13 protein-coding genes are annotated in these 22,886 nt (G+C 34.8%); 6 read left to right on the top strand and 7 right to left on the bottom strand.

Going from position 1 to position 22,886, the window contains the following annotated elements; all coding sequences use genetic code 11:
- Nucleotides 1-6: 6 nt before the first annotated feature.
- The 7 genes from CDOM16188_RS03425 to CDOM16188_RS03455 all read right to left on the bottom strand — a co-directional run bounded on the left by CDOM16188_RS03425 (nt 7) and on the right by CDOM16188_RS03455 (nt 8,474).
- Entirely contained in the window at nt 7-501 is a 495-nt protein-coding gene (locus CDOM16188_RS03425; protein WP_172198858.1) for a hypothetical protein, read from the bottom strand.
- A complete protein-coding gene (locus CDOM16188_RS03430; protein ID WP_172198860.1) occupies nt 473-958 on the bottom strand; it encodes a hypothetical protein in 486 nt (161 codons plus the stop codon). The genes CDOM16188_RS03425 and CDOM16188_RS03430 overlap by 29 nt, the downstream gene beginning before the upstream one ends.
- Nucleotides 959-1,032: 74 nt before the next feature.
- Entirely contained in the window at nt 1,033-2,427 is a 1,395-nt protein-coding gene (locus CDOM16188_RS03435) for a UvrD-helicase domain-containing protein (protein WP_172198862.1), read from the bottom strand.
- Nucleotides 2,428-2,770: 343 nt separating this feature from the next.
- Nucleotides 2,771-5,116 (bottom strand): type IV secretion system DNA-binding domain-containing protein, encoded by a 2,346-nt coding sequence (locus CDOM16188_RS03440; protein ID WP_172198878.1) that lies wholly within the window; start codon nt 5,114-5,116, stop codon nt 2,771-2,773.
- Nucleotides 5,116-5,565: a hypothetical protein gene (locus tag CDOM16188_RS03445; protein ID WP_172198881.1), complete on the bottom strand. Its 450-nt coding sequence runs from the start codon at nt 5,563-5,565 to the stop codon at nt 5,116-5,118. The genes CDOM16188_RS03440 and CDOM16188_RS03445 overlap by 1 nt, the downstream gene beginning before the upstream one ends.
- A gap of 4 nt (nt 5,566-5,569) precedes the next feature.
- Nucleotides 5,570-7,972 (bottom strand): ATP-binding protein, encoded by a 2,403-nt coding sequence (locus CDOM16188_RS03450; RefSeq protein WP_172198884.1) that lies wholly within the window; start codon nt 7,970-7,972, stop codon nt 5,570-5,572.
- Between the two features lie 7 nt (nt 7,973-7,979).
- The gene (locus CDOM16188_RS03455) at nt 7,980-8,474 is read right to left on the bottom strand and encodes a hypothetical protein (RefSeq protein WP_172198887.1); all 495 of its coding nucleotides are present in this window, start codon (nt 8,472-8,474) and stop codon (nt 7,980-7,982) included.
- A 177-nt stretch (nt 8,475-8,651) separates the two neighbouring features.
- On the opposite strand from CDOM16188_RS03455, the gene CDOM16188_RS03460 reads away from it, so the two are divergent.
- The 6 genes from CDOM16188_RS03460 (at nt 8,652) to CDOM16188_RS03485 (ending at nt 22,880) form a co-directional block, all read left to right on the top strand.
- Nucleotides 8,652-9,815 carry a hypothetical protein gene (locus CDOM16188_RS03460; RefSeq protein WP_172198890.1) on the top strand — a complete coding sequence of 388 codons (1,164 nt, stop codon included), beginning with the start codon at nt 8,652-8,654 and terminating at the stop codon, nt 9,813-9,815.
- Nucleotides 9,816-9,855: 40 nt separating this feature from the next.
- Complete coding sequence (locus tag CDOM16188_RS03465; RefSeq protein ID WP_172198893.1) at nt 9,856-12,876, top strand: hypothetical protein; 3,021 nt, start codon at nt 9,856-9,858, stop codon at nt 12,874-12,876.
- A 71-nt stretch (nt 12,877-12,947) separates the two neighbouring features.
- Nucleotides 12,948-14,990 carry a DHH family phosphoesterase gene (locus CDOM16188_RS03470; protein WP_172198896.1) on the top strand — a complete coding sequence of 681 codons (2,043 nt, stop codon included), beginning with the start codon at nt 12,948-12,950 and terminating at the stop codon, nt 14,988-14,990.
- Between the two features lie 3 nt (nt 14,991-14,993).
- On the top strand, nt 14,994-17,948 hold the full coding sequence (locus CDOM16188_RS03475; protein WP_172198899.1) for a HipA domain-containing protein: 2,955 nt from the start codon (nt 14,994-14,996) through the stop codon (nt 17,946-17,948).
- Nucleotides 17,920-21,099, top strand: coding sequence for a YfbR-like 5'-deoxynucleotidase (locus tag CDOM16188_RS03480; protein ID WP_172198902.1), 3,180 nt, complete (start codon nt 17,920-17,922; stop codon nt 21,097-21,099). Before CDOM16188_RS03475 ends, CDOM16188_RS03480 begins: the two co-directional genes overlap by 29 nt.
- Before the next feature lie 2 nt (nt 21,100-21,101).
- Nucleotides 21,102-22,880, top strand: a complete 1,779-nt coding sequence (locus CDOM16188_RS03485) for a hypothetical protein (RefSeq protein ID WP_172198905.1) — start codon at nt 21,102-21,104, stop codon at nt 22,878-22,880.
- Nucleotides 22,881-22,886 lie beyond the last annotated feature (6 nt).

A 22,886-nucleotide genomic window follows, 5' to 3' on the forward strand; every position in this document is an offset into this window, starting at 1 on the left:
AGATGACTAAAAAGTCATCTGTCTTTCAATATCTTCTTTACTTTCTTTAGGGATAAACCGGTTTTTTAATAAAGCCTCTTTTATAGCTACCAAATTGACAACTTTTTTATTAAATATGCTTCCATTTTGCATAAAATTTATAAAAAATTGAACTAGATGGTCTGAATTTAATCTTGCATTTTCAGCAAAAAGATACCAATTTATTGAATATATCTCCTCACAGTGCAACCTCAAAGCAAAGTCATCAAGCCCTATATTGTCAATAGTTCTGTTGTTTTTGTCTTCATTAGCTCTCAATGGAAAATAATTGATTCCAGTAAGCCTTTCAAACAAAAAAACAGAAATACCTTGATTTTTAGCGACCCACTCCCACTTTAAATTTTTAACCTGCTCAAGAACTATCTCATTAACAAATCTTTTGCTTAATAAATTTTCCCAATCTATGCTGTCCTTAAAAGCCAAAAGCTCTTTTTCAGTCATTTTTTCTATCGGCAATTCCATTGTTTTCTATCTCATACTTTTTGTAGTCTGCAAAATTATGATAAAAATTGTTGCCACATACCCTATAAACAAATAAGCTTTGAAAAAATAAAATTCTAGGATGTTGCCTTGAAAATGTTTCGTATGCCTTGCCTGTCCAGCGTCCGTCATTTTTGAATTTTTCAAGTTTTGATAAAGGAATTTTGAGTATTGTCGATAGATTTTCTATTGGAATTTCTGAAGTTGTTTTAAGCCCGTATTTTTTTTCTAGCTCTTTTTGTTTTTGCTCATCATATCTCATTAAAAATTCTACTATAAAATTTTTCCAACCGTCCATTCCGTTGATATTTTCGTTTTTCCAGACAGTAGCAATTCTGTAAGTTATTCCGAAGTTTTTACTAAGATTTGTTATCGTAAGGTCAGAGCTGTTTCCTGCTAATGATATGATACAGTCGGTATAGAACTCAACGATATCCATTTTTCTCTTTCATCCTTTGATTTTTCTTAAAAAATGCTTTATTATTTGCATTATACCAAAAACAGGGCTTGCTTTTAACCTTTTCCGCCAAATTCTTCGTTTCTAGTGCGGTCTATCAACACATATCTAGCTCTAGTGATGGCTACATAGTATAAATTTACTTCTTCAATTATGTCGCTATGAATCCTCTTTCCTTCTCTAGCTAGTTTGCTAATGGACGGGAAATCCCTCTCTAATTCAACATAGTCAAATTCAAGCCCTTTTGAAGAGTGAGCGGTTGCAAGGTATATCTTGTCCTCAAGGTTTTTTTGGTTTTTAAAATTATCAATAGCCTTATTTTTTATCTTAAAAAGCCCAAGTCCGTATCTTTTGGCGATTCTATAAGCACTACTCAGCTCTATTCCGCCATCGTTTTCTATCTTTTCCTTTAAGCCGTCTTCGTTTTTGCAAGCTAGCAAAAAACCGTATCTGGTTGTATCAATTTTGTCTAAATTTCCTTTTAAAAAATGCACAATATTTAAGGTGAGGCTGAAAATTTCGTTTGGATTTTTAACAAGGACATAGTTAATATCACTTTTTAAACTTTCAGCCAGAAGTTCAATGATTTTTGAGTTTGTCCTCGTAATTACGGCTCGGCTTTTTATTCGGTCTTGCTCCTCATCCTTTCTTAACGGCACAACCCGGCTGGTTATGGTTATAGGATTTTGTTTAAATGCGTGAAGCACCTCGTTTGCCTTTTTAACTATATTAGGGCAACATCTAAAACATTCAGACAGCACCAAGTTATAGTCTGCTTCAAATTTATCGAAGGCATTAACACTGCCTCTAAAACCATATATTGCTTGGTGTGGGTCGCCGACTAGGATTTTACTTCCTGTAAAATTGAAAAATATCGACAAAGTAACATCGTTGCTATCCTGAGCTTCATCAAGCATAACGACATCATAATCATCATAAATTTCCCTATTCTTTTGTAGCTCAAACTCTTTTAAATATGCCGAATGGGTGATTAAAATTTTTCGGTCGAGCATCTTTTGCCAAATTTTTAAAGCTAAAAGACGCGCATCCTGATTAGTCGAATATATGCTCTTTTCGTCTGAATTGACAAATGAATTTATTAACTCTAAAGCAGCCGCAGCCAAGCTGTAATCAACCTCAAACAGCTCTACTATCTCAGTAGAGTTATAATCCCCGTTTTTAAGCTCCGAAGGCTTTATTTTTAGCTCTCTATACGCCAAACTATGAACAGTGCTTATTGTGGTGTTTGCCGGGAATTTTCTAACTGATTCTGCCGCGATACTTTGATTATAAGCTAAATAGAGTATTTTTTTATCTCTCAATCTCTTTGCAAGCTCGACCAAAGACGATGTTTTGCCTGAGCCTGCCGCCGCAGTGATAGCAACAATTTCACCCGGATTAATTTCTGAACAAACTCTAAAAATTTTCTCTTGTTCGTGTGTAAAGCGCATTATCTTAACACGCTCAAAGAAAATATAAGTATTTCTCTTGCCAGCTTTAACATAGGCGGGATTAATAAATCAAGAATAAAAATGGTAGAAATCAGGCTTATAGTCTTTTTGAAATAAATAGGCTCATCCTTATAGTGTTCGAGGGTAATTAAAGCACAGTATGCTCCGGAGAAAAACATTAAATGAGCTAATATCAGAAATTTAGCATCCGGCGATTCAATCCTTAAAAAATATCCAAAATAATAATATATCAACGGATATACAAAAAAAGATATAAGGCAAATTTGGAAGAGAAAAAGCTTTTTATTGTTCTTGAAATTTCTTATATCTACAAAATCTCCCACTATGCAACCCCAAGTGTTTCCATTCTAAAATCATCAAAACCTTTTTTGGCATTGTGTATAGTGTCGTTTTTAAGCCCTTTTATGGCGTTTGTATGAATAAGCTTGACGTTGCCTGTTTCACCGCCTCTAAAGAAAGTATGTGTCCATACAGCCCTATCATTTTCTGCTCCCAGCAGCATCAAACAAAATCCGTTGTCTGCGTCAAGAACTTTTCTGATAGGCACTAATTTCTCCTTTACTAATTGCGTAGAGGTATCAAGCACTAGCTCGCCTGCCGCATCTCTTTTATATTCGCTTTTTTCTACCTCTTGCTCTGTTATCATAGTTTCAAGCCACTCTATAACATCTCTATCGGCAACTTTGAAAATAATCTTTGATGTATTCGCCAAAGCTCTTTTTTGGGCTGTTTCGTCTGTTCCTGATGTTTTAAGCGAAACAAAGTCTTGAATACCAAGAGCTACCGACATATTCAAAGAGCGCACTTGAGCTAAGATGGTGTCGATATCGCCAACAGGATAAGCTCCATACTCGTCAAGAGATATTAGAGTAAATGGCTTTGGTGTAAATTTGTCTTTTGCTATGTTCTTTATGGTGTTATGACTTCCTATAAATTCGCCGCCAAGAGCCATACCCGCAAAATTTTTAATTGTCATAATTAAAATTTTACCAAGTATCTCAACCTGCGCTCTTGAAAGCTCAAGCGGAGGAAGTAGGGTATATAAAATTTGGTTGTCTGAAATAACATCTATCGGGTCTATCTCGCTTTTTGGCTGGGCTACTATGTGCTTAAATGCCGTAAATACGTTAAAAAGCTGCTCCCACTGTTGTTGTGCGTAAGCGTGCTGTTGAATAGCATCGGCAGGTGGCTTTTCAAGAGAACCATCTTTGCCGGCAAAAGCATCTTGTAAAATAGAGTTAAAGCTTTTTTCGTTAATAGTGTTTAGCCCAAAGTCCTTCAAGGCTCTTTTTGCTGCCTCTTTTGTCTGCTTGCTGCTTTCGCTATCTTCGTTATTGCTACCGTCTGAGGTATATGCTTCTTTGATATTATTGTAGAAAAATTTTATATCTTGTAAGGTATATAAATTATTTTGATTATGGTCTTTTGTATAAAAAAATTTCAGGTCGTTTGAATTTGCTCTGCCTTGCCCATAGACCGCAAGAGAAACACTCTCAAGCATAGGGGTAAATCTATTCCATACGTTTCCAAGATAGGATTTTATTGTTTGAAAAACGTTTGTGTAAGCGTCTTTTATGAAAGCGTATTCAATTCCAAGCTCACGCTCTATATCAATTCTTCTTGTAGGCTCTTGAATGATGGTCGCAAGCAGCTTTTCTATATTGTCAAAGAAAGTTGTTTTTGCGGTTATGATACTTTTATCGCTAATCATTGCAACAACCTTGCTATTTTTCGCAATAATGCCGTCTATATCACGACACATACAGTAAAAGGTGATAAAAATTAATGAAACGTTTAGAACTTGCATATTATCACGGATTTTCTCTGAGTCAAGCCCTTCGTTCAAAAGCTTATTTCTAGTATATAAAGCTGAAACGACAGGCAAAAGAAGTGCCTTACCGCGATTTTGGAAATATGCCGTATTGCCTTCTGAACTCTCTTTGAAGGCAAGGCTTGATAAAAATTCAACAAGCTTTACTGGGTGTTGATTGTTGAAAAAGTTAAAGGTATTGGATTCTGCGCTTTTCTCGGCTTTCAAGAAATTTAAAACCCGGACGGATGTTTCTCTGTAATTTCTTTTCGCCTGCATCATAACTTCGTTGAGCATTTTAATATCTGACTTTCCGTCATTAAAGGCTATTCCACCGCCAAATTTCATAATGTCATCCATTAAAGAGCGCAAGCACTCTGTTTTACCAGCTCCGGTTTTTCCCACTAAGCAAAGATGCGTTTTTGCGATTTTCATATCTATTCCAACGTGTCTTAGTTTATTATGTGGTTGTTCCATTGTCTTTTGTTTTGCAGACAATGACTCAATATCTCCTGACTTTATGATGGATAAATGCCCGTCAAGCTCTTCGTCATAAACCCTATAACCTATGATAGAAACTACTTTATTTGCGGTTTGAGGCTGCAATATCGCATTATATTGTCTGATATAGGCTTCGTTCTTAAAAAACACTCCAAAAAGTTGATTCCCTGTCTTTAAAATCAAAAGACAAAAGAAAAATACCGATGCAAACGGCGAGAAGAAGGCACAAAAAAAACTAAGCCAAAATAAAGCCCTCGCTGTCTTTGTGTATCTTTTAAATCTAAAACGGCTCTCTTCTAGCCCCAAATAACGAACACTGCGGTTTATTTTGTTGGTTTGAAGAAGAATTGATGCCATTATTTACTTTCTTTTAGCTTAAGCAAAGCCAATTCGGCATCCGCTATTTGAGTGCTAATCGCATTGATTTCCAAATCCAAAGCCACACACTTATATCTATTTTTCTTTTCAAATTCGTGGTGCTGCTTTGTTTCCTCAAAGTTAAAATATTGATACATAGCTCGTTGAGTAGCAAATTGTGAAGCTTCAGCACCTAACCCTCTAGTCCAAAATTCCCTGATATAATAGACTTCGTTTCTAGCATCAACAATCATTTGAGAAATTTCCTCATTGATTTTCTTTTCACTAGGTTTTATGAGAGAGCTATTAATAAGTGTAGTCCCGGCAGGGTTATTGCAATAGCAATTAGTTGCCTGAAGCTCTCTATATTGCGCCCTTAGTGGGGTATCAACTTCATCTAGTCCAAATAGAGTCGAAGCTGCTATTAAAAAAAGTAGATATTTTTTCATAACACTATCCTATATCATAAGGCAAGAACAGATTTTGATATTGCTTATATCTTGGCAACTTAAAGGCATTTACGCCGTTTGAGTGCATCATAAAGATAGTTCTATCATCATCCGCATCGTCTTTAATCTTATCAAAAACTTCCTGACTTGATGGGTCAAGTTCTGCATTACCATTAACAATTATAACGCCTTGCTGCGCATTTCCTTTGTCCAGCTCTTTAAACAAGAAGCATTTTGTGCTAAACAACTCAGCTAAACCCGGTGTAATGTCGCTCACGCTTTGAGTAATCAGCACAAGATGAACGCCATACTTTCTAACCTCTTTTGCAAAGGTTTTTATCAAGTCCTCAAAAACAGGAATTTTTAAGAAGTTGTGAGCCTCCTCTACAAAATAGAAGCTATCAGGTCGCCTTTCGTTGTTGTTAAATGCTTTTAAAGCTTGCATTTTATCGTATTTAAACCAATTCTTGATTAGTAGCCAACCGATAGCGACAAAACTTTTTCTGTCATCTTTGATTTTGTCAAAATCTACATAGTATGCAGGATAATTATCTCTTACCACAACGTTGTTAAAATACGCAAAAGCAGCTATATTTTTAATGTTTTCTAGCTTTTGCTTTAAAGTCTGATATACCGTTTTTTCAAGCGATGTTTTATTCATATCGTTCATACCGGCAATAACTGTGTTTATCAAATCAGCTAAAATAGGCTTTTTAAACCTTTCATATTCAGAAGGCAGCTCATCAGCCTTTGTTCTTAAACTAAATTTCGGCTGCCCGTTTTCATCCTTAATATTTAAAATTTCCTCTATAATTTCATCATATACTCTAGGATAGCTACCTTGAATTTCGCCTAAAGAGAGATTTGCATACCTTTTTTCCGCAATCATTTTTAAGACGGAATTCCATAAAGCATTTTCCTCGCTTCCGCTTAATGTCCTTTCCGTGTCTGAGCTTGAAACGTCCAAAATTAAGTTGATAAAATTGACAAACATAGACTGCTCTTCTTCTGTTGGATTATTCATATCCTCAAAATCAAACAGATTAAATCTTAAGTTAGAAACGCTGGAAGGGATTATCTCTATTATCTTTTTATCGGTGCTGTTCTTTTTGATATTTTCAAAAATTCTGCCGCCCGTGTAGCCTACGTTTATATATCTAATCTTTCTCTCAGAATGCAAGTCCCTTGCCACTTTGTTTTCAAAATCATAGTCGATAATTTGGGTTAGCATCTTAAGTGCGGCAACTGATTTTCCGGCTCCCGTAGTTCCGAAAATTAAAGCGTGAGGCGATGAGTTACCTTTAAACATAAAATTAAAGAAATTACCGTTTATATCAGTCCCAAAGAAATCAGGCTTTAAAATTACTTCGCCTTTATCCTCTACATCCTTTAGACACTCTTTGCAAAGGCTTGTGGAGAAGTATTTGCCGATATTTTTATTTTCCATTAATATATCAAAATCAATATCACGAGTAAGCAATAAGGTTCTTGGCAAAATTTTATCCATAGAGTAGTATCTCTCTTCGGCGACCACTCCTAAAGCATCTTGAAAAGAGCTTGTAACGGCTCTATCCTCTAAAAAAAATATTCCGTGTCCTATAAAGCAGTGTTCTCTTAGTCGTATGACGCTCTCTTTATTTTCTGGATTATTTACAAAGCTATTATATTCTTTAAGATAGCTAGAATCGCCAAGCTTTGCTCCCTGCTCTAATAGGGCAAGCCTTCCGTTTGCTTTGCTGCTTGAGAAGTCAAAAAATAGATGACAAACGCCATACCACTCCGTTCTAAACAGATTGATTATAGAAAAATCCTCTCTGTCTTTAAAGGCTGTTATTTGATATGGTGTGTATTTCTGTAACATATTGTCAGCAGCAATACTTATAAGAGATGGGAATTGTTTATATAATAAATCTATATCCTGAGTGTGTTTTATATCGTTGTATTTATTATAAATTCGTCTTCCTTTAATTTCAAAAACATCAAGCAAGAAGATATGATATAAGGCACTAAGTATTTCATACGATTCAAGTAGTTTTGTTTCAAATTTTTTGGACATAGCAAGAGCTATTTTTTTGCTTGAAGTAAAAAGATATATAGCCTCCACGTTTCTTTGCTTAACGAAACTTAGCATAACCTCAGTTCCGTCTTTGTCGTGTTTTATATCATTACAAAACCCTTCAAAATCATATGTCCTAATAGTCCTATTGCTTCTTGTTTCAAGTTTGATGGCATATAGCCTAATGGCGTTATTTGGAGTCAAGCTAATGGAATTATCATCGCCGTTAATGCTAAAGTAGTTAATTGTTTTTTCCAAATTCATTTTTGAAAAATATCCAAAAATTTTTAGTAAAAACAGGTCAATCATCTCAAATGATTTAAAAGTTAGTGAGCCTTTTTTAACGTTCATATCTTATTTACTCCATAATTTCATTTTTAAAATTTACAACTTTTTCTTTTGACAAGAAGCTCAATTTTTTATACTGATTGATTAGCACGCTTACATCATAAGGGCTTAAGCTTAGCTTGTCTTTGGCAAATTTTAAAAAGTCTTCAAGCTCTTTGTTGCTATCCGTATCTTGCCTAGAAGCTATGTTTTGAGCGTGTCTTACAATGTCTTTTATAGTGCTTTCCGGGTTGCCCTCAGACAAAAATATTTTGCTGATTGTAGCACTATCAATGCTAAATTTATCTAAAATTTGCTTTTTGGTGGTTTTAATGATAAAGGCTTTTACTCCGTAAGCAAAGACAATAATCAAATTATTCTTTGTTTTTATCTCTATATGCTCCGGACTTTCAAACCACCCTAGAATGACCTTGACAACATAATTTATAAAAACTATCTGTTCGCAGGCAAATTTTTTATGCAAAAGCTCATCCAATTCGGATGTTAGAACTTTTAATTTTTTCATCTTTCACCACTCTATTAGCTTTTTATAAACTTTTGGTTGTTAAATTATACAATATTTTCTGCATTTTTGTTTAGAAAAAAACATAAAAAGTGCAATTTTTTCTTACTTTTTTATTTTTTCTTATTGCTTTTTTGTAAAAATAGTCTATAATTTTAAGAAAAAATAGGGGATTGTGCTATGAGCAATATTGCAACACTTGTTAATGCTAATCAAATCGCAAACCTTACAAAGTGGATGCTTGATAATTGTAAGCAAGAAGTAAATTCAAGCTTGGACGATATGGAAAGCATTGACAAGCCGATAGAGCTAAACAAAGAAGACTTTAATCCTAATATAGATTATAAGGAAAACGCAATCTACGCACTTTATGATAATGGCGAAAGAATAGGTAATTTTTTCCACAAAAAAGGATATTTTTTTCCTATAAGCTCAAGAAGCATCGACACTCCACAAGATAAAGAAGCTTACGAGCAACAAAAAAGAAGTTGGAATATTAACAACTGCGACATTATAAGCTTCTCTGAATCCTCTTTAAAAACACTTAGAAAAAATCTTGACGACAGTATTCTTTCTCAAAAAGCGCAGACACTTATAGAAGCCAAAGAGAGCGGTCAAGATTTTATAAGAAGCAGCCAAAGCTATCGTATGAATGCTAAGGAAGCAGAAGCTTATCTCTATGAGAGAGAAAATTTTTATATGATTATAGAGCAGTCTGCAAAAAAACAAGCAGCCAAAGCTTATGGGTTGTCGCTTCTTAGAATGTTTGGGTATTCAGAGGTTGAAGAGCCAAAAACAAAGCTTTCGGAAAGCCAAAAAGATACTTTAATGCACTATTTAATAGGAAGTGAAGGGCTAAGAAGCAAGGATGAAGTAGGCTCTATGCTTGAAGAGCTATCGTTTTACGACAAGATTAATCTAATAGAGCCTTTAAGCGTTCTTTATACCGATTGCGACAACTACGTAAAGGCAAACCAAGATTTAAAAGCCAGAACAAGCTGCTATACTTGTTCTTTCTCTTATGAAATAGACACAAAAACTCTAAAAAAAGAACTTCGATTAACAGAAGAAGACTTAAAAGCATTTTTAAAAAAATTTGACGGAAAAGGAATAAAAGCAGAAACACAAAAAAAATTTGATTATAGCGGTGATTTAGATTCTAAAAGAGTGTATTTTATAAAAAACAGTGTATTTGACAAAGAAGAAAATAGTTTTAAAAGTGAAAAATTCAATATATTTAAAGAGAAAAACGATGAAGCGAAAGAAGTATTAAATAGTATAAAAGACCGCCAGCCTGTTTCAAGCAGAAGCTTTGGCAAAAGTTCAAGACCGAAAATAAAGTAAAAAAGTAAAAATTTCAAAATAATTCTAAAAAGGACGAAAAATGGCACAAAAAATAAATATCGCCGATACCGGCACATTTAGTTTAGAGCGAAGCGGAGATGTCTTCAGTGGAATTGTAGGTGGTAAAAATTTTATAACCATCAACGAAGAAAAGACAAGAAAAAATATTGAAGAGCATCCTATTTTAGAAGATGGAGAATATATCAAAGATATAACTTCAGACAACTCCACAGATGAACAACCTCAAGCGTATCTCAATATGCTAGGCGACATCAAAGAAAAACACACTGTAATAAATGCTTTTTTTCAGCCTAAAATCACATCTGCAACACTATCAGTCCAAGATGGTAGTCAATTCAGAAACTTTAAATTGTATCTAACCAATGCAAATAACAGCAACAACCAAAGCTCAAGCGTTGTTACGATGTTTGAAGAGATTAAACAGCCGGATGAAACTATTAAGTTACAAGAGGTGAATATCCCTGCAACTAGAGTAACTCTAAGAGAGATGAATTTCGCTATCAATGATGTTTTGCAAGGTGCTATGAAGGCAAATTTGGAGCAAGGAAGTAAAGATGCTCTTGCTATGTTTATAGCTGAAACAAGCAAATACGAAGATAAGTCATTGTGGGTGAAAGACGATGACGGCAATTCGTCTTTAAATATCATACCTGAGAATTTAACCGCACTTACGAATATTGCGCAGAAAATTATTGCACTCTCTCTACAAGACCCTTCAATACCTCTTAAGCTTAATGATGGCGATAAAACAACCGCAATTTTGAACAAATTTAAAGCCCATCCTATTGAGTCGATAATCTTTATGTCGGCAACAAATATTGCAAACAACAAAGATGACCTACAAGAAAAATTGGGAATAAGCGTAATTTCCACAAAGGTTGAATCTTATGAAATTTTAGCAGCCGATAAAGATTTAGAACTTTCGGCTAAATATAGCAATTTCCCTACTCTTAAAGACGATAAGCTTATTGACAAAATTAGGACAGAGTATATATCACAAGAAGTAAGAGCCGATATGAAAGCATTTGTTGAGAAGGCTCAAAAAGATATATTTGCGGCTGGACATTTATTTTCAGCAGTGGCAAAAGAGGTAAAACCTTCAATGTTTAAACTTCACGACATAACAATAAAAGAAAAACCGTCAGAAGAAGATAAAAGAGCTGCCATATCCTTATCTCAAGACATAGTAAATAAGCTAAAACCACTTAGCAATAAGTTTCCATCTATAAGCTTCTATGGGGATAGTCTTTTTTCCACACAAGTTTTACAGCAAAAAACTCCGGATAAACTCTTAAAATCTGCAAACAACTTCTTGTATGCTATGGAAAAAGCTATTAAGACAGTGCTTGAATTTAATCAAAATATAGCGCAAATAGGGCTTACAAAAGACGGCGATAGAGTGCTAAATAAATCTAAAATTAATCCGGGCTTTGAATATACAGGAAGAGTTCCGTCAGGATATGCAAATGTTGTGTTTGGCACTCCGACAGCTAAAATCTCTGGAAGAATCGACAGCGACACTCTTTTAAATATTAAAGCAACTATCCTGCCAGAAAAAATTGTATTTTCCGAGAAAAGCTTTACCACAAAAGACGAAAAAGAGCTTAAAGTCCCGGCAAGAGCCTTTTTCCCTAGACCGCAAAGCGGACTTGACCCAAGTCTTTATGAGGTGTTTAACAGAATAGACAGAATGGACAATGAAGGAAATATATACTATGAGGGAAGCGACAAAGGCTATCCTGCAAAAGTTAAAGAGGCTATTGAATTTTTAACTGTAAAAGCTTACGGTGATGGAACAGAAAAAAATAAGGGCGAAATCACAAACAAATCCAATCTAAAAGTCGCACCTTTCTACAAAGCCCTTATCAAAAAACTAACCGACTTACAAAATAGCCCTACTGAGCTTAAAAATTTCCTAGAAAACATTAAGAACGGAAATGAGATAAAAGGCTTGCCAAGAGCATTACAAGTCAATTTAAATGTTTTAAGAGTGGCTATTGAGTTGTCAAAACATACAGATAACGGTTCAAATTTTAGACAAAGCGTTTCATCTTATCACAACAAACTAATAAACGAAAGTCTAAAAAGAAGCCTAGAAACAGGAACGCTTTGCTTCTTAAAACAAGCAGACCATCCTGAAACCTCACAAAATGTTATAAGAGAAGTCAATAAGAGCTTAGGTGAAATATACGATATGAACCAAGCTATGGTAAAAACCGCAGAGCAGGTTAGAAACAAGCTTGAAGAACACAAAGAGAAAAATCCCGAGCAAAAGGTATTCAGTCCTCTTTATGATAGGCTTATTCCAACAGTTTCATCCTCTTTAATGACAGAGATTACGCAAGATGATAAAAAATATCAAGTTCTTGCAAGCCCTAACGCTTTTTATGATAACAATTTGGGTTCAACAAAGATGTCAAAAAGACGTGCGGATGGCGAAACGACAGAGCTTGTAGTGCCTATGCCTTCTGACATAAGCAAAGCCCTTGCCAGAGTCTTAAACAACAAAAACTATGAAGCTGAAATAGGCATAAATCCAAGAGAAAGCTTTGCGCAAAACCAAAAAGACGCAAGAGAAGTAAGAGTCGCAAATTTTATAAATAATGCCGGAATGAATAAACCTAAACTAACGCTAGAAGCAATGAATGAGATGCTAGCGGCGGCAAAACAACAAAATTTTGAAGAAATGGCTGGCACTATCATAACTCCAAACATCCCTGTAACAGACGAACCTGCAAAAGCTCCGTCTGTAAGCACAAAAGCTAAAGCCAAGACTAAAGCTCCGATTGTTACAGAAGACATCCCTAAAGATGCTGTTTTAATAGATGAAGTTGAAATGCCAAAAAATGAAGACATTTCTTTAACAAGCGCATTTGGCATAGGGGATTTAGACGATTGGGAATATAAGCTAAATGACGATACCGATATGGGCAACGGATTTGATTTTGATATTGATGAAAATGACTTTAGCAACCAAGAAGAAATCAAATTAGACGACCCGGACGAAGACCAAGAGCAAGTTTCAAGACCAAAAATATAATTTGGCAACCCCCGCCATAATGATAGTGGCGGGGTTTTTATATAGATAATTTTTATAAGAACGGTTTAGATATGAAAAATTTAATAAAAGACCTTTTCAAAACAACAGAGAATAACAGCAAAATCAATAAAAAAGAGATAAATAACGCAATTTCAAATTTTAAAAAAAATAGCGCATCCGGTGAATTTCATATACCGGTAGGCAAAATAGACCATTTCTATAAAAATATATCAAATCAGATAAAAAAGGGAAACGGCGTATTGATATATGCCGATTATGATGTCGATGGTATGCTATCTTGCACGATGATGATAGAAACCTTAGCCGCCATTGCAAAACAAGAGGTAAAAAAGGGCAATGCCGATGAAAAATCAGCTAAGGCTTTTTTAGAGAAGTTAAAATTTAAAATCCCAAAAAGAACCGATGGCTATGGCATATCTCAAAATTTTGTTAAAGCGGTTTTACAAACCGGCAGCATCAACTACATCATCACTTGCGACAACGGAACTCATAAAAGCGTTTTGCCAATAATAGCTGATGAACACTACAAAGACAAATATTTCGCCTTCGACCATCACGCAAACGGTGATTTTGGAAAATTTCCAAATATTTTTAATCCAAACGTAGATGGCAAAGTTGAAATTTCAACAGGTATTTTACTATATAAGTTTTTTGACAAATTATCTCAAAGGCACGATTTAGAACTGCCTGACTTAGCAGACTTAGCAGCCTTTACTGCTGTTTCTGATGTGGCATCTCTTGACAGCAACAGAGATATAGTTCAAAAAGGGCTTAACATCATCAATAACGCTGAGGCTAGCTACAATTTAATAACTAAAAAAATTGACACTTTAGGTGAAGAGATTGTTAATCAAATTACTAACAAGAATTTTGAAAAAGCTGAAAAAAGCATAGAAAAAATAGGAAAAATGGAAAATTTACAAGCCGAAATAGAAAAGCTAGCAAAACTTCGCAGACCTATTTTTAGCTATTTTTTCAAGAACAAAAGCGTTATATCAACAAAAGACTTGGCTTTTGGAGCAATTCCTATGATGAACGCTATTAACAGAATAGGGGCGGACAGTGAGCCTTTTATTCGTATGGTTATGCAAAAACAAGAAAGCGTGGATGCAGATACCAAAACAAAGGATTTTTTAGATAATGGCTATGCCGCACTAAATCATCTAAACGAAAGAAGAAAGAAAGTAGCCTATGAAGCTACAAAACAAGCCTTGCACTCAATAGAAGTCAAACAAATCAAAAACAACCCTTTTATACTTGTATTTACGGAAAATTTAAGCGTAGGAATCAACGGGCTAGTTGCCCAGAGAGTGTTTGATAATACAGGGGCTGATGTGATTGCTGCTTCAAGAGTAAATTCAGGCAAGGACACAGGAAAAATTGTTTTTAGCGGACGTGGGGAAAATGTCCATAATAATCTTACAAGACTGATGAATTATTATGCCGAACTCAATAAAGATACGGACAAAGAGCCTTGTTTTTCTTTTGGCGGACACTTGAAAGCTTTGGGCGGAAGTATTAAAAATTTAAAAGAATTTACCGAATTACTAAAAATGGCTATTGATAACAACATACTAATCTCAAACGATGCCACAAGCGAGCTTGACTTAGCAAAACAAAGCCATATAGTGCTTTCCAAGCCTATAACTCTTTTTGAGTATGTAGAGCTTTCAAAATATCTTACTCAAAAGACAGATGCCATCCCTTATAGTAAAAATTTCTTAGCACCCGTAATAGTTACGCACGATATGATTTCAAATGCGGATACAGCTGCCGCCAAAACAAAAACGCAAGATTTTGTAATGCTCAAGTTAGGTTTTAAGAACCCACTATCAGACATAATAGAAAAAGTTGATTTTATAGCAACTAGCGACAGCGCAGAAATTTTAATAAACAAAAGCAAAGAGATAGCCGAAAATAGGAAAATGCCTATATTTCTAATGGAATTATCTAATAATTGCTCGGCAGATGGGGATATTGAAGCGTTTTCGGGCAAGATAGTTTTTGCAGAGCAGCTAGACCCTATCGACTTTATTAAGCCGCATAAAACACCAAAAGAAAAAATTAGTAGCGGCATAAAAACAGGGATGTAAGCGATGGACAATGTTAGACCAATCTTTGTCTTTAAAAACAAACAAAAATTTGGAAAGATAGAAGAGGATAATTTTTATATTTACAATGAGAAGTTAGACGACTACGCTTTAGATAATAGCAAGCTTCATCTATTTTATGATATATTGCCAGAAGGCGCAGACCTCTTAATTATGCGCAGATTTTTTAATCCAAAAAACGATTTGGAGCTGTTAAAGCATCTTAACAATACCATAGGGGACTTTACTTTCTCTTCATCAAATTTATATAATGGCGAAGAGATTGAATTTTCAGATATTGCTACAAGAGATTTTGATTTTCCAAACGAGATAAAAGCGGATATAAATATAAGCTCTGAGGTCTTATTTGTAAAATCAGACTCAAAGCCGCCTAAGCAGCAAAAATTATCCCTTCCCGGCTATCAACATAAGCTTCAAGCGGTTATTAAAAATAATACTCTTTCCGAGTGTTACGGCGATTTAATTTTAAAGCCCGCTAACCATTATGAGAATTTGGCAATTAATGAGCATTTACATACGACTTTTTTAAAAGAATTCGGTTTTGAAGTTCCGTATAATGGACTAATCTATCATAAATATTACGATTTTTCGCACTATGTCGTTAAAAGATTTGATTTTGATGCGAATAAAAATAAAATAAGTCAAGTTAGCCTCAATGCCTTTATGCAAAGTTCCGATAAATACGATGGAACTATTGACAAGATAGCAAAATTCTTAAACGAAGAAAACTGCCTTGATGAAGATGAAAAGATTAAATTTTTAAAATACGTCTTCGCCAACGCTTTGATGTTTAATTCGGATTTTCACAAAAAGAATATCAGCTTTTTTGTAGATGGTAAAAATTTAAAGCTTACGCCCGCTTATGACGTTATAAACACTTTTCCTATTACTAAGATGTCAAACGAGCAAACAACACTGCCTATTAACGGCAAAAAGAGCAGTATAAACATAGCCGACATAATAGAGATAGGCAAAAAATTAGGCATTAAAGACGAAAATCGTCTAGCTAGTGAGCTTGAGAATATGATAGAAATTTATAAAACAAGATACCCTGAGTATCTTGCAAGACTAAAAGACATAAAAGGCATAAAAAATTATGAAAGGTTTTTTAGGAAGCTAACAGAGGCATACGAAACCAACGTAAGAACAATTCAGGGTTTTTTGATTACGAAGTTAAAAAAAGAGCAAAAAAACAATTCTGTTTTGTGTTTAAATATTCCGGACGGCGATACCGTTCGTATAGCTTCTGTAACTAAGCATAAAAAATTTCCTCCTCGTCCATACCAACAAGAGTGCGTTGATGCACTAATGAAAACGGACAGAGGGATAATCTATGCGCCGACAGGCTCAGGCAAAACCAACATTATCGCCTACTTGATTGAACAAAAGCAAGAAACAGCCCTCATTATTGTCCCGGCAATAGATTTGGTAAAACAAACCAGAGAAAGACTTGAAAGCATATTGGGAGATAGTATGTCAATAGGGTCGATAGATGGTAATACGGCAGATAAAGCTAGTGAAGCAAAAAAGCAGGTTTTAGTATCGACTTGGCAGTCCATATTTCAGAGCAGCTTTTTACTTAAAGACCTAAAAGGAAGACATCAAAATCTTATTATTGACGAGTGTCATCACGCATCAGCAAACGTATTGTCAAACATCATAGAAACTCTTGCGCCATATTGCAAAGGGGTATATGGCGTAAGTGCCACTCCATACAGAAGTGCTTATCAAGACCAAACTAGACTAATGAACCTTTTTAACAACAATATTGCTTATCGCGTAAATATTGAGCAGCTTTACGATAACGGCTATCTTGTAAGACCTGATGTGAATATTATTCAGAGTGGCTCTTTTAGACTTAATGACGTTGCGCAACAAGATTTCATAGGTAAAATTTTATTAAAAAAAATAAATGATGAGAGCATAAAAAGCTATATTGACTTTATAGATAGCAGTTTTAAATCAGCATATATGGTTATCTCTACTATCCTAAAACAAAAAGAGTTTCAGCCCTATAATATTTTTAAAACAATGCCAAACGGAACTCAAAAACCAATCGGTATAGGCGAGGTTGAGAATATTAAAAATTTTTTTAAAGATTGTTTCTCAAGCCAGCCTAGCGAGCTGCACAGAAAGATGAAATTTATTGAAACCATAATGCTAAGAACTAAAATTTATGGATATGAGCCAAATTTTGATACCACCAAAGATTATAGCAAGGATGAGAAGTCAAAATATTTAGACTATGCCAGCAGAATTTTTGAAGTTTTATCTATTAACCACTTTAGAAAATATCCTCAATGCCTTCCTACAAAATGGGAAGATATAGGCATAAAAATAGGCTATCTAAAGAAGTCCATTGATGAAGATTTTTTAAGACAAAGAGAAGTAGAAGGCTTTGTATATAATGAATTTCAAGAAAAAAAGAGCTTTAAAGCTATCATTTTGACAAATTCCATATCTTGGTCTAAAAAAATATATGCAAAATTTCAAGACTTTAAAGACAAGGCTCAAATTTTTTACTTGAATGGCGAATCCAAAGACAAGCAAGAAGTTTTCAACAAGATTAGAAAATTAGGCAACGAAGATAATTTTGTCTTAGTTTCCACCACGAGCTTAATTAAAGAAGGAATAGATTTGCCTTGCATAGACACAGTAAGGGTGATGTCGCCTGTTTTACCTCCGGTAAGCTCTATTTATAGCTTAGAGCAAGTAATAGGCAGGGCAATGCGCCCTTTTCCGGGCAAAACAAGTGCTGACGTTATTATTTTTGATGCGCTTACTCAAGATTTTTCTAATCGAAGAGAAGAAATCTTTAAATTAGTCGAAAACAACGTAAGCCCTAAAAATTTAAATTCTTTTAGCAATATGAACGAGTATATAAAATTCAAAAAGGATGGAGTAACAGAAGATGGTAGAAGAACACTTAAGCTATATTGAGAACGAAAAAGTATTTAAGGCGGTTATCGAAGGCGAGGAAACCGACCAAAGCAGGGACGGACAGCTAATTTTTACTCAAAACGGAAATATTAAAGACTTTAATTTACATTCAGCAGATGGAGATGTAGAGCTTTCTGAATATGCAAAAGGAATCAAAACAACTATATCCCCAAGAATAAAGGATATACTTGAAAATAGTAGAAGTTTTGGCATATATGACTTGATGAATGGTGAAATTTTAAACAACATTGCAATAGCTCAAGACGGAACGCTTGTAGATGCTAAAAACTTATCTATTATCTATTCAGACAAGAATGATTTGCTGGTCTTGCCTCTGGTTGATAAGGCATATTCTAAAAGCCAAGTGTTAAATGCTTTGGCTTCAGAGATACATAACGCTTTTTCGGACTCAAGATACAAAAAGATAAAAGACAAATTTATCGGGATAAAGTATATCGTGGAAGAAAAAAACCCGGACGATACTAGAAGCTATTTTTATAAAAAAATGGGTGAAAAAGTCTATATAGACAACAAAAACGATGCCTTGCTTGCAAAAGCCAAGTCAAACAATACTATCAGAATAGACGGAAATACTACTTTGTTTATGACAACTCCGAATACAATGATGACTAGCGATGAAATGAACACGTTTTTTTCTGATGGAATAGACTGCGGCATCGAGAAATTTAGTGGTGAAAAACTTTCGCAAAAGAAGATAAGTGAAGATAAAATTGAACAGGAGATTTTTGCGGCAAGCTTAAAGGTTCTTACTGATGAAATAAGAGATTTTAATACTACTCCGCTTGATACGCTAATGAACTCTTCTTCTTTTTGGGCAATTAAGCAGGCATCGTTTGGCTATGACATTAGATTGCCCAAAGACCCGGACAAAGAATTTAATGAGCTGACAGAGCTTGGATTTAAGCCCGTTTATGACGAGAATGGCTCAACAAGAGCTTTTATTAAAATTTCATCAAACACCATAGACGAAAAGTGGGCTTTTTCTGACTTTGACTTTTTTGCTAAAAGAAGCGATTTTACAAATTCAGAGCTTAATATTAAAAAATTGGCTCTATCTGAAATTTTAAAAGATATTATGTCTGAAAATTTCGACAATGACTTTTTAAAGGCTAGAGCCGACTTAAAATCGTCTCATACAATATTGTCAAGCAAATCAATAAAAAACAGCGTTTTTGCTTATGTTTATAGCCTTTCTTTGGTAGAGGGAAACGGACTAAAAGAGCAAAATGCCGGGATATTCAACTATCTAAGCAACTTGGTTGATTATATGCAAGACAAAAATGTAATTTTGGATATGGAATCAAGATATATTGCCAAACTAATCTCTACTATGACCCAAGTTGTCAAAAATTTTAGCGATTCAAATAATTTCTTAGCCGCTACAAAAATTCTAAAGCAGCTAAAATCGCTATCTAATACGCTAGAAGCAAATAAAATAATCACACCTCAAAAACTTGCATCTTTGCACAAAGAGATAGCGGCAGCAATATCTCCTGAAGAGTATCGAGCCTCACAAAATATTAAGGCTGGCTCTCATCTTATTTCATCAGTAATTCCTCAAGTCTTAACATCAGCCGGCACTAAAATTTTGATAGACGGCAAATTTGTAGATTTAGGAAAAGATGTCAATTATGTAAATATGTGCTACATTGAAGATAAAAACAACAGCGACATAGTTAAAATTTACGCTCAAGACATCAAAAATCCAGATAGAACCTTTGTGGTTGAATACGATGCTTTACGCGAAGAGATAGTCGAGGCAAAACAATACGATTGTAACTTCAAAGGGGCGTTGCTTTTAGATACGGACTTTTTCTCTCTAAGCGAGGAAGAGCATACAAAGCTAATGGATATAATCGACCCTGCTATCGCCGAAGAGAACATAAAGGCAATGTTAGGATTTTTAAGAGAGCAAAACGAAGCAAGACAAAAAATAATAGACAGCTACAATCCTATCTCAAGGATGATTGTAACTCTCGCTCAAAAAACAGCTAAATTACTTGCAAGCTTCTTTGTCCCTAACTACAAAGAGATTGAACAGTTAAGCCCTCTGGAAGATATTGAGGAAATCAGAGAAAAATTTGCTAAAAATATTGACTTAGTTTTTAAGGACGTTGCCACACAAAAGCATTTTCAAAAGCAAAAAGACGTTATATCCTTTGTGTTTAAACAGCTAATGCGAAATTTCAATGTTGGCAATATGAAACCTGAAGTGCTTGTCGCAAAAATAGGAGCAAATTTGGAGCAAAGCATAGGCTTTTTAGGCACAGGTTACTCCACGTTACAGCACAGTGTTAATGTGGCAAAAATTGTTGAACTTAACCTCGTTGGCTCTCACAAAACAGAAGAAGAGAAAAAAGAGCTAATCCTTAAGGCTCTTTTACACGATGCGACAGAAGCAATGCTAATGGGTGATGTTCCAACGCCCGTAAAAGATGTGATACCTGAAATTAGGGATTATGAAGCAAGTTTTGCCGAACACATTTATAGTGCAGTAGGCATAAAAAATACATATATGGATGATATTATTCATTTTGCAGACAGGGTAGAAAGAGCAACTTCTATCAATTTACATTTTAAAAGTCCTGAAAACCTCATAAGAGCAGCCGACATATTCTTACAGGATTATGAGCAAGATATAAAATCAAATATTTCAGATAACAGTAGAAGAGATTTTTTAGTTGGTTTATTAAAAGACTATGAAAGCTATATTGACAATCCAAATGCTGTTTTGGCACACGATTACTCTATTGAATTTATTAAAAAATTTAAGCTGGACATTGATAGTAATATAGGGCTAACAAAGCAGGATTATATGCTTTCAGGAGTTGATATGAGTGTAGGCAAGAACCCCGATGAAACTATGCAAGAGTATATAAGACTTCTAAATTATTGTGGCATACAGACAACAACCGATATGTTTATAAATGAGCGCAAAAACATAAGTGAAAGCGTATTAAATTTAAGCAACCTTGATTACAAAACAAGAGAGGGAAGCTTTGTAAGAGAAGCTATTGAAATTTTAACGGCTGAGAATAAAAATGCCAAGCTTGAAGCTCAAACACTATCGCAAACCAAGCAAGACATCGAAGAGCAGCCGAAGGTTAATATAGCTCGACCAAAGGCGTAAAAATGATGTTGCCAAGCAAAAAACAGCAAGATTTTGCTATAAAGATTGCGAAAGTGCTAAATAAACCTATTGACGGAAATATGCTTAACAGCATTAATTCTATTCAAAATTTTATCAATGCTAACAAAAAAGATTTCTTTAAAAAAGAGAAAGAGATTGAGCGTGCCGAAAAAGCAGAGTTTATATTAAAAAATTTATCCTTTAAAAAAATGCTTGAGCTAATGGGCTATGTGGAAGAGAGAGGTAAAACTTGCCGAACCTATCCTTATTACAAAAGGGATAATGAAACCGTGATTCTGAGCGTCAAAAGAGATACTAGAGGATTTGACTTTTTCGTAAGCTTTAACCCAAAAAACAATGCTTTTGAGCCTAATCAGCTAAATATACCTGAGAGTGTATTGGAAAAAAGCAAATTTGTAAGAGAATACAAGCCTCACATTGGCGGAGATGTAATCAATTTTGTTTGCGACAGGATGCTTTCTTATAGCTATGATACAGTTTTGAATTTGTTAAACGAGATTGCTAAAGACGAGAGCAATGCCGCAAAATACAATTTAAATATTGCCGCCACACTCGGAAGAGATTACACAATCCCTGATGCCAGCGTTAGAAATCAGGATAGATTTGCTGCTTGGAAAGAGAGATACACAAAAGTCAAATTTGCCCAAACAGTTGATATTGCAGATGATATAAAAGTTAGAGGTTTAAACCTCAAAGCCGACATATTGTCGCTAAATAATACAAACAAAAGCACCATAAGAGCTTTTTTCCCTAAAAATCCTTATTTTGACAATACGCCTAAAGAGCCTATTTTAATAGGAATTTCTTGTGGTATGGATATGGTAGAGGGCGGCAAAGCCCTTATGTGTGCCGACCAAGTGATGTATGCACTCCCGGAAAACTTTTTCTCTGTCGCAAGAAAAAATATTGAAACCTACTCAGAAAAATGGGGTAGCTATATTGTTAAAGATAGCCAAAAAAAGAGAGTTGATGAAATTATAGAAAAACTACTTAAGCAAAAAATCCCGGAAGACTTGAGAACGAATTTGGGCTATGAGGTTATGTCTAAAATGCTTTTAGTCCAAACAAAAAAAGAAAAATATACTATAAATGTAGTAGATGATAATGCCACGCCAGATATTGACGATGAAAAAAACGAGCAAGAATTCAGTATAGGCTACGTTGATGCTAAAAAACGTATGAGAGAAGGAAGCAGAAGGGCTATCTCTTTTGTGAATTTCCCAAACAAAGATGCTCAAAATCAAACCTTGCTTATAGTAGAAAATCCCGTATTTGATGGAAGTAGTGCGATTAAGCTTGGTTATCTAAAAAAAGAGGAAACAACGATTGCCGGAACTATGGGGCATCCATCTGAAGACTTTTTTATATCTCTTGAGAACTTCTTTGAAAGGACTCTTGTTTGCTTCTCCAGAGTGATACTCTCTCCGGATAATGATGAAAAAGGCAATGAATTTGCTCAAAAAATGGCGGCAAGGATAGTTTCATCTTTAGGCGGATTATTAGGTAGAATCGGGCTTGATATTGATACGAGTAAAATATCTTCATTGTCTGAATTAAACGACACTGCAAAAGAAATTTTAAAGGCTCAAGATGCAACACTTGATGACAGGCAAAAGCTTTTATTGCATAAATTTGCGACTTTTAAAATAATAAGAGGTGTTCCATCAGCCGGTTTTAAAGACTTCAATGAGGAGCTTTTGCTTTCAAAGAAGGCGGACAAGGGGACAGCTTATGAGGCTCAAGTATCACAAAAGCCTTAAAAAATA

This window comes from Campylobacter sp. RM16188 (genome assembly GCF_012978795.1).
GTDB lineage: Bacteria > Campylobacterota > Campylobacteria > Campylobacterales > Campylobacteraceae > Campylobacter_A > Campylobacter_A canis.

Excerpts from the sequence above, each read along its gene's own strand:
- CDOM16188_RS03475 (WP_172198899.1), top strand. The coding sequence starts at position 14,994 with ATGGACAATGTTAGACCAATCTTTGTCTTTAAAAACAAACAAAAATTT.
- CDOM16188_RS03450 (WP_172198884.1), bottom strand. The coding sequence starts at position 7,972 with ATGAACGTTAAAAAAGGCTCACTAACTTTTAAATCATTTGAGATGATT.
- CDOM16188_RS03470 (WP_172198896.1), top strand. The coding sequence starts at position 12,948 with ATGAAAAATTTAATAAAAGACCTTTTCAAAACAACAGAGAATAACAGC.
- CDOM16188_RS03455 (WP_172198887.1), bottom strand. The coding sequence starts at position 8,474 with ATGAAAAAATTAAAAGTTCTAACATCCGAATTGGATGAGCTTTTGCAT.
- CDOM16188_RS03440 (WP_172198878.1), bottom strand. The coding sequence starts at position 5,116 with ATGGCATCAATTCTTCTTCAAACCAACAAAATAAACCGCAGTGTTCGT.
- CDOM16188_RS03460 (WP_172198890.1), top strand. The coding sequence starts at position 8,652 with ATGAGCAATATTGCAACACTTGTTAATGCTAATCAAATCGCAAACCTT.
- CDOM16188_RS03485 (WP_172198905.1), top strand. The coding sequence starts at position 21,102 with ATGATGTTGCCAAGCAAAAAACAGCAAGATTTTGCTATAAAGATTGCG.
- CDOM16188_RS03480 (WP_172198902.1), top strand. The coding sequence starts at position 17,920 with ATGGTAGAAGAACACTTAAGCTATATTGAGAACGAAAAAGTATTTAAG.
- CDOM16188_RS03425 (WP_172198858.1), bottom strand. The coding sequence starts at position 501 with ATGGAATTGCCGATAGAAAAAATGACTGAAAAAGAGCTTTTGGCTTTT.
- CDOM16188_RS03445 (WP_172198881.1), bottom strand. The coding sequence starts at position 5,565 with ATGAAAAAATATCTACTTTTTTTAATAGCAGCTTCGACTCTATTTGGA.
- CDOM16188_RS03435 (WP_172198862.1), bottom strand. The coding sequence starts at position 2,427 with ATGCGCTTTACACACGAACAAGAGAAAATTTTTAGAGTTTGTTCAGAA.
- CDOM16188_RS03465 (WP_172198893.1), top strand. The coding sequence starts at position 9,856 with ATGGCACAAAAAATAAATATCGCCGATACCGGCACATTTAGTTTAGAG.
- CDOM16188_RS03430 (WP_172198860.1), bottom strand. The coding sequence starts at position 958 with ATGGATATCGTTGAGTTCTATACCGACTGTATCATATCATTAGCAGGA.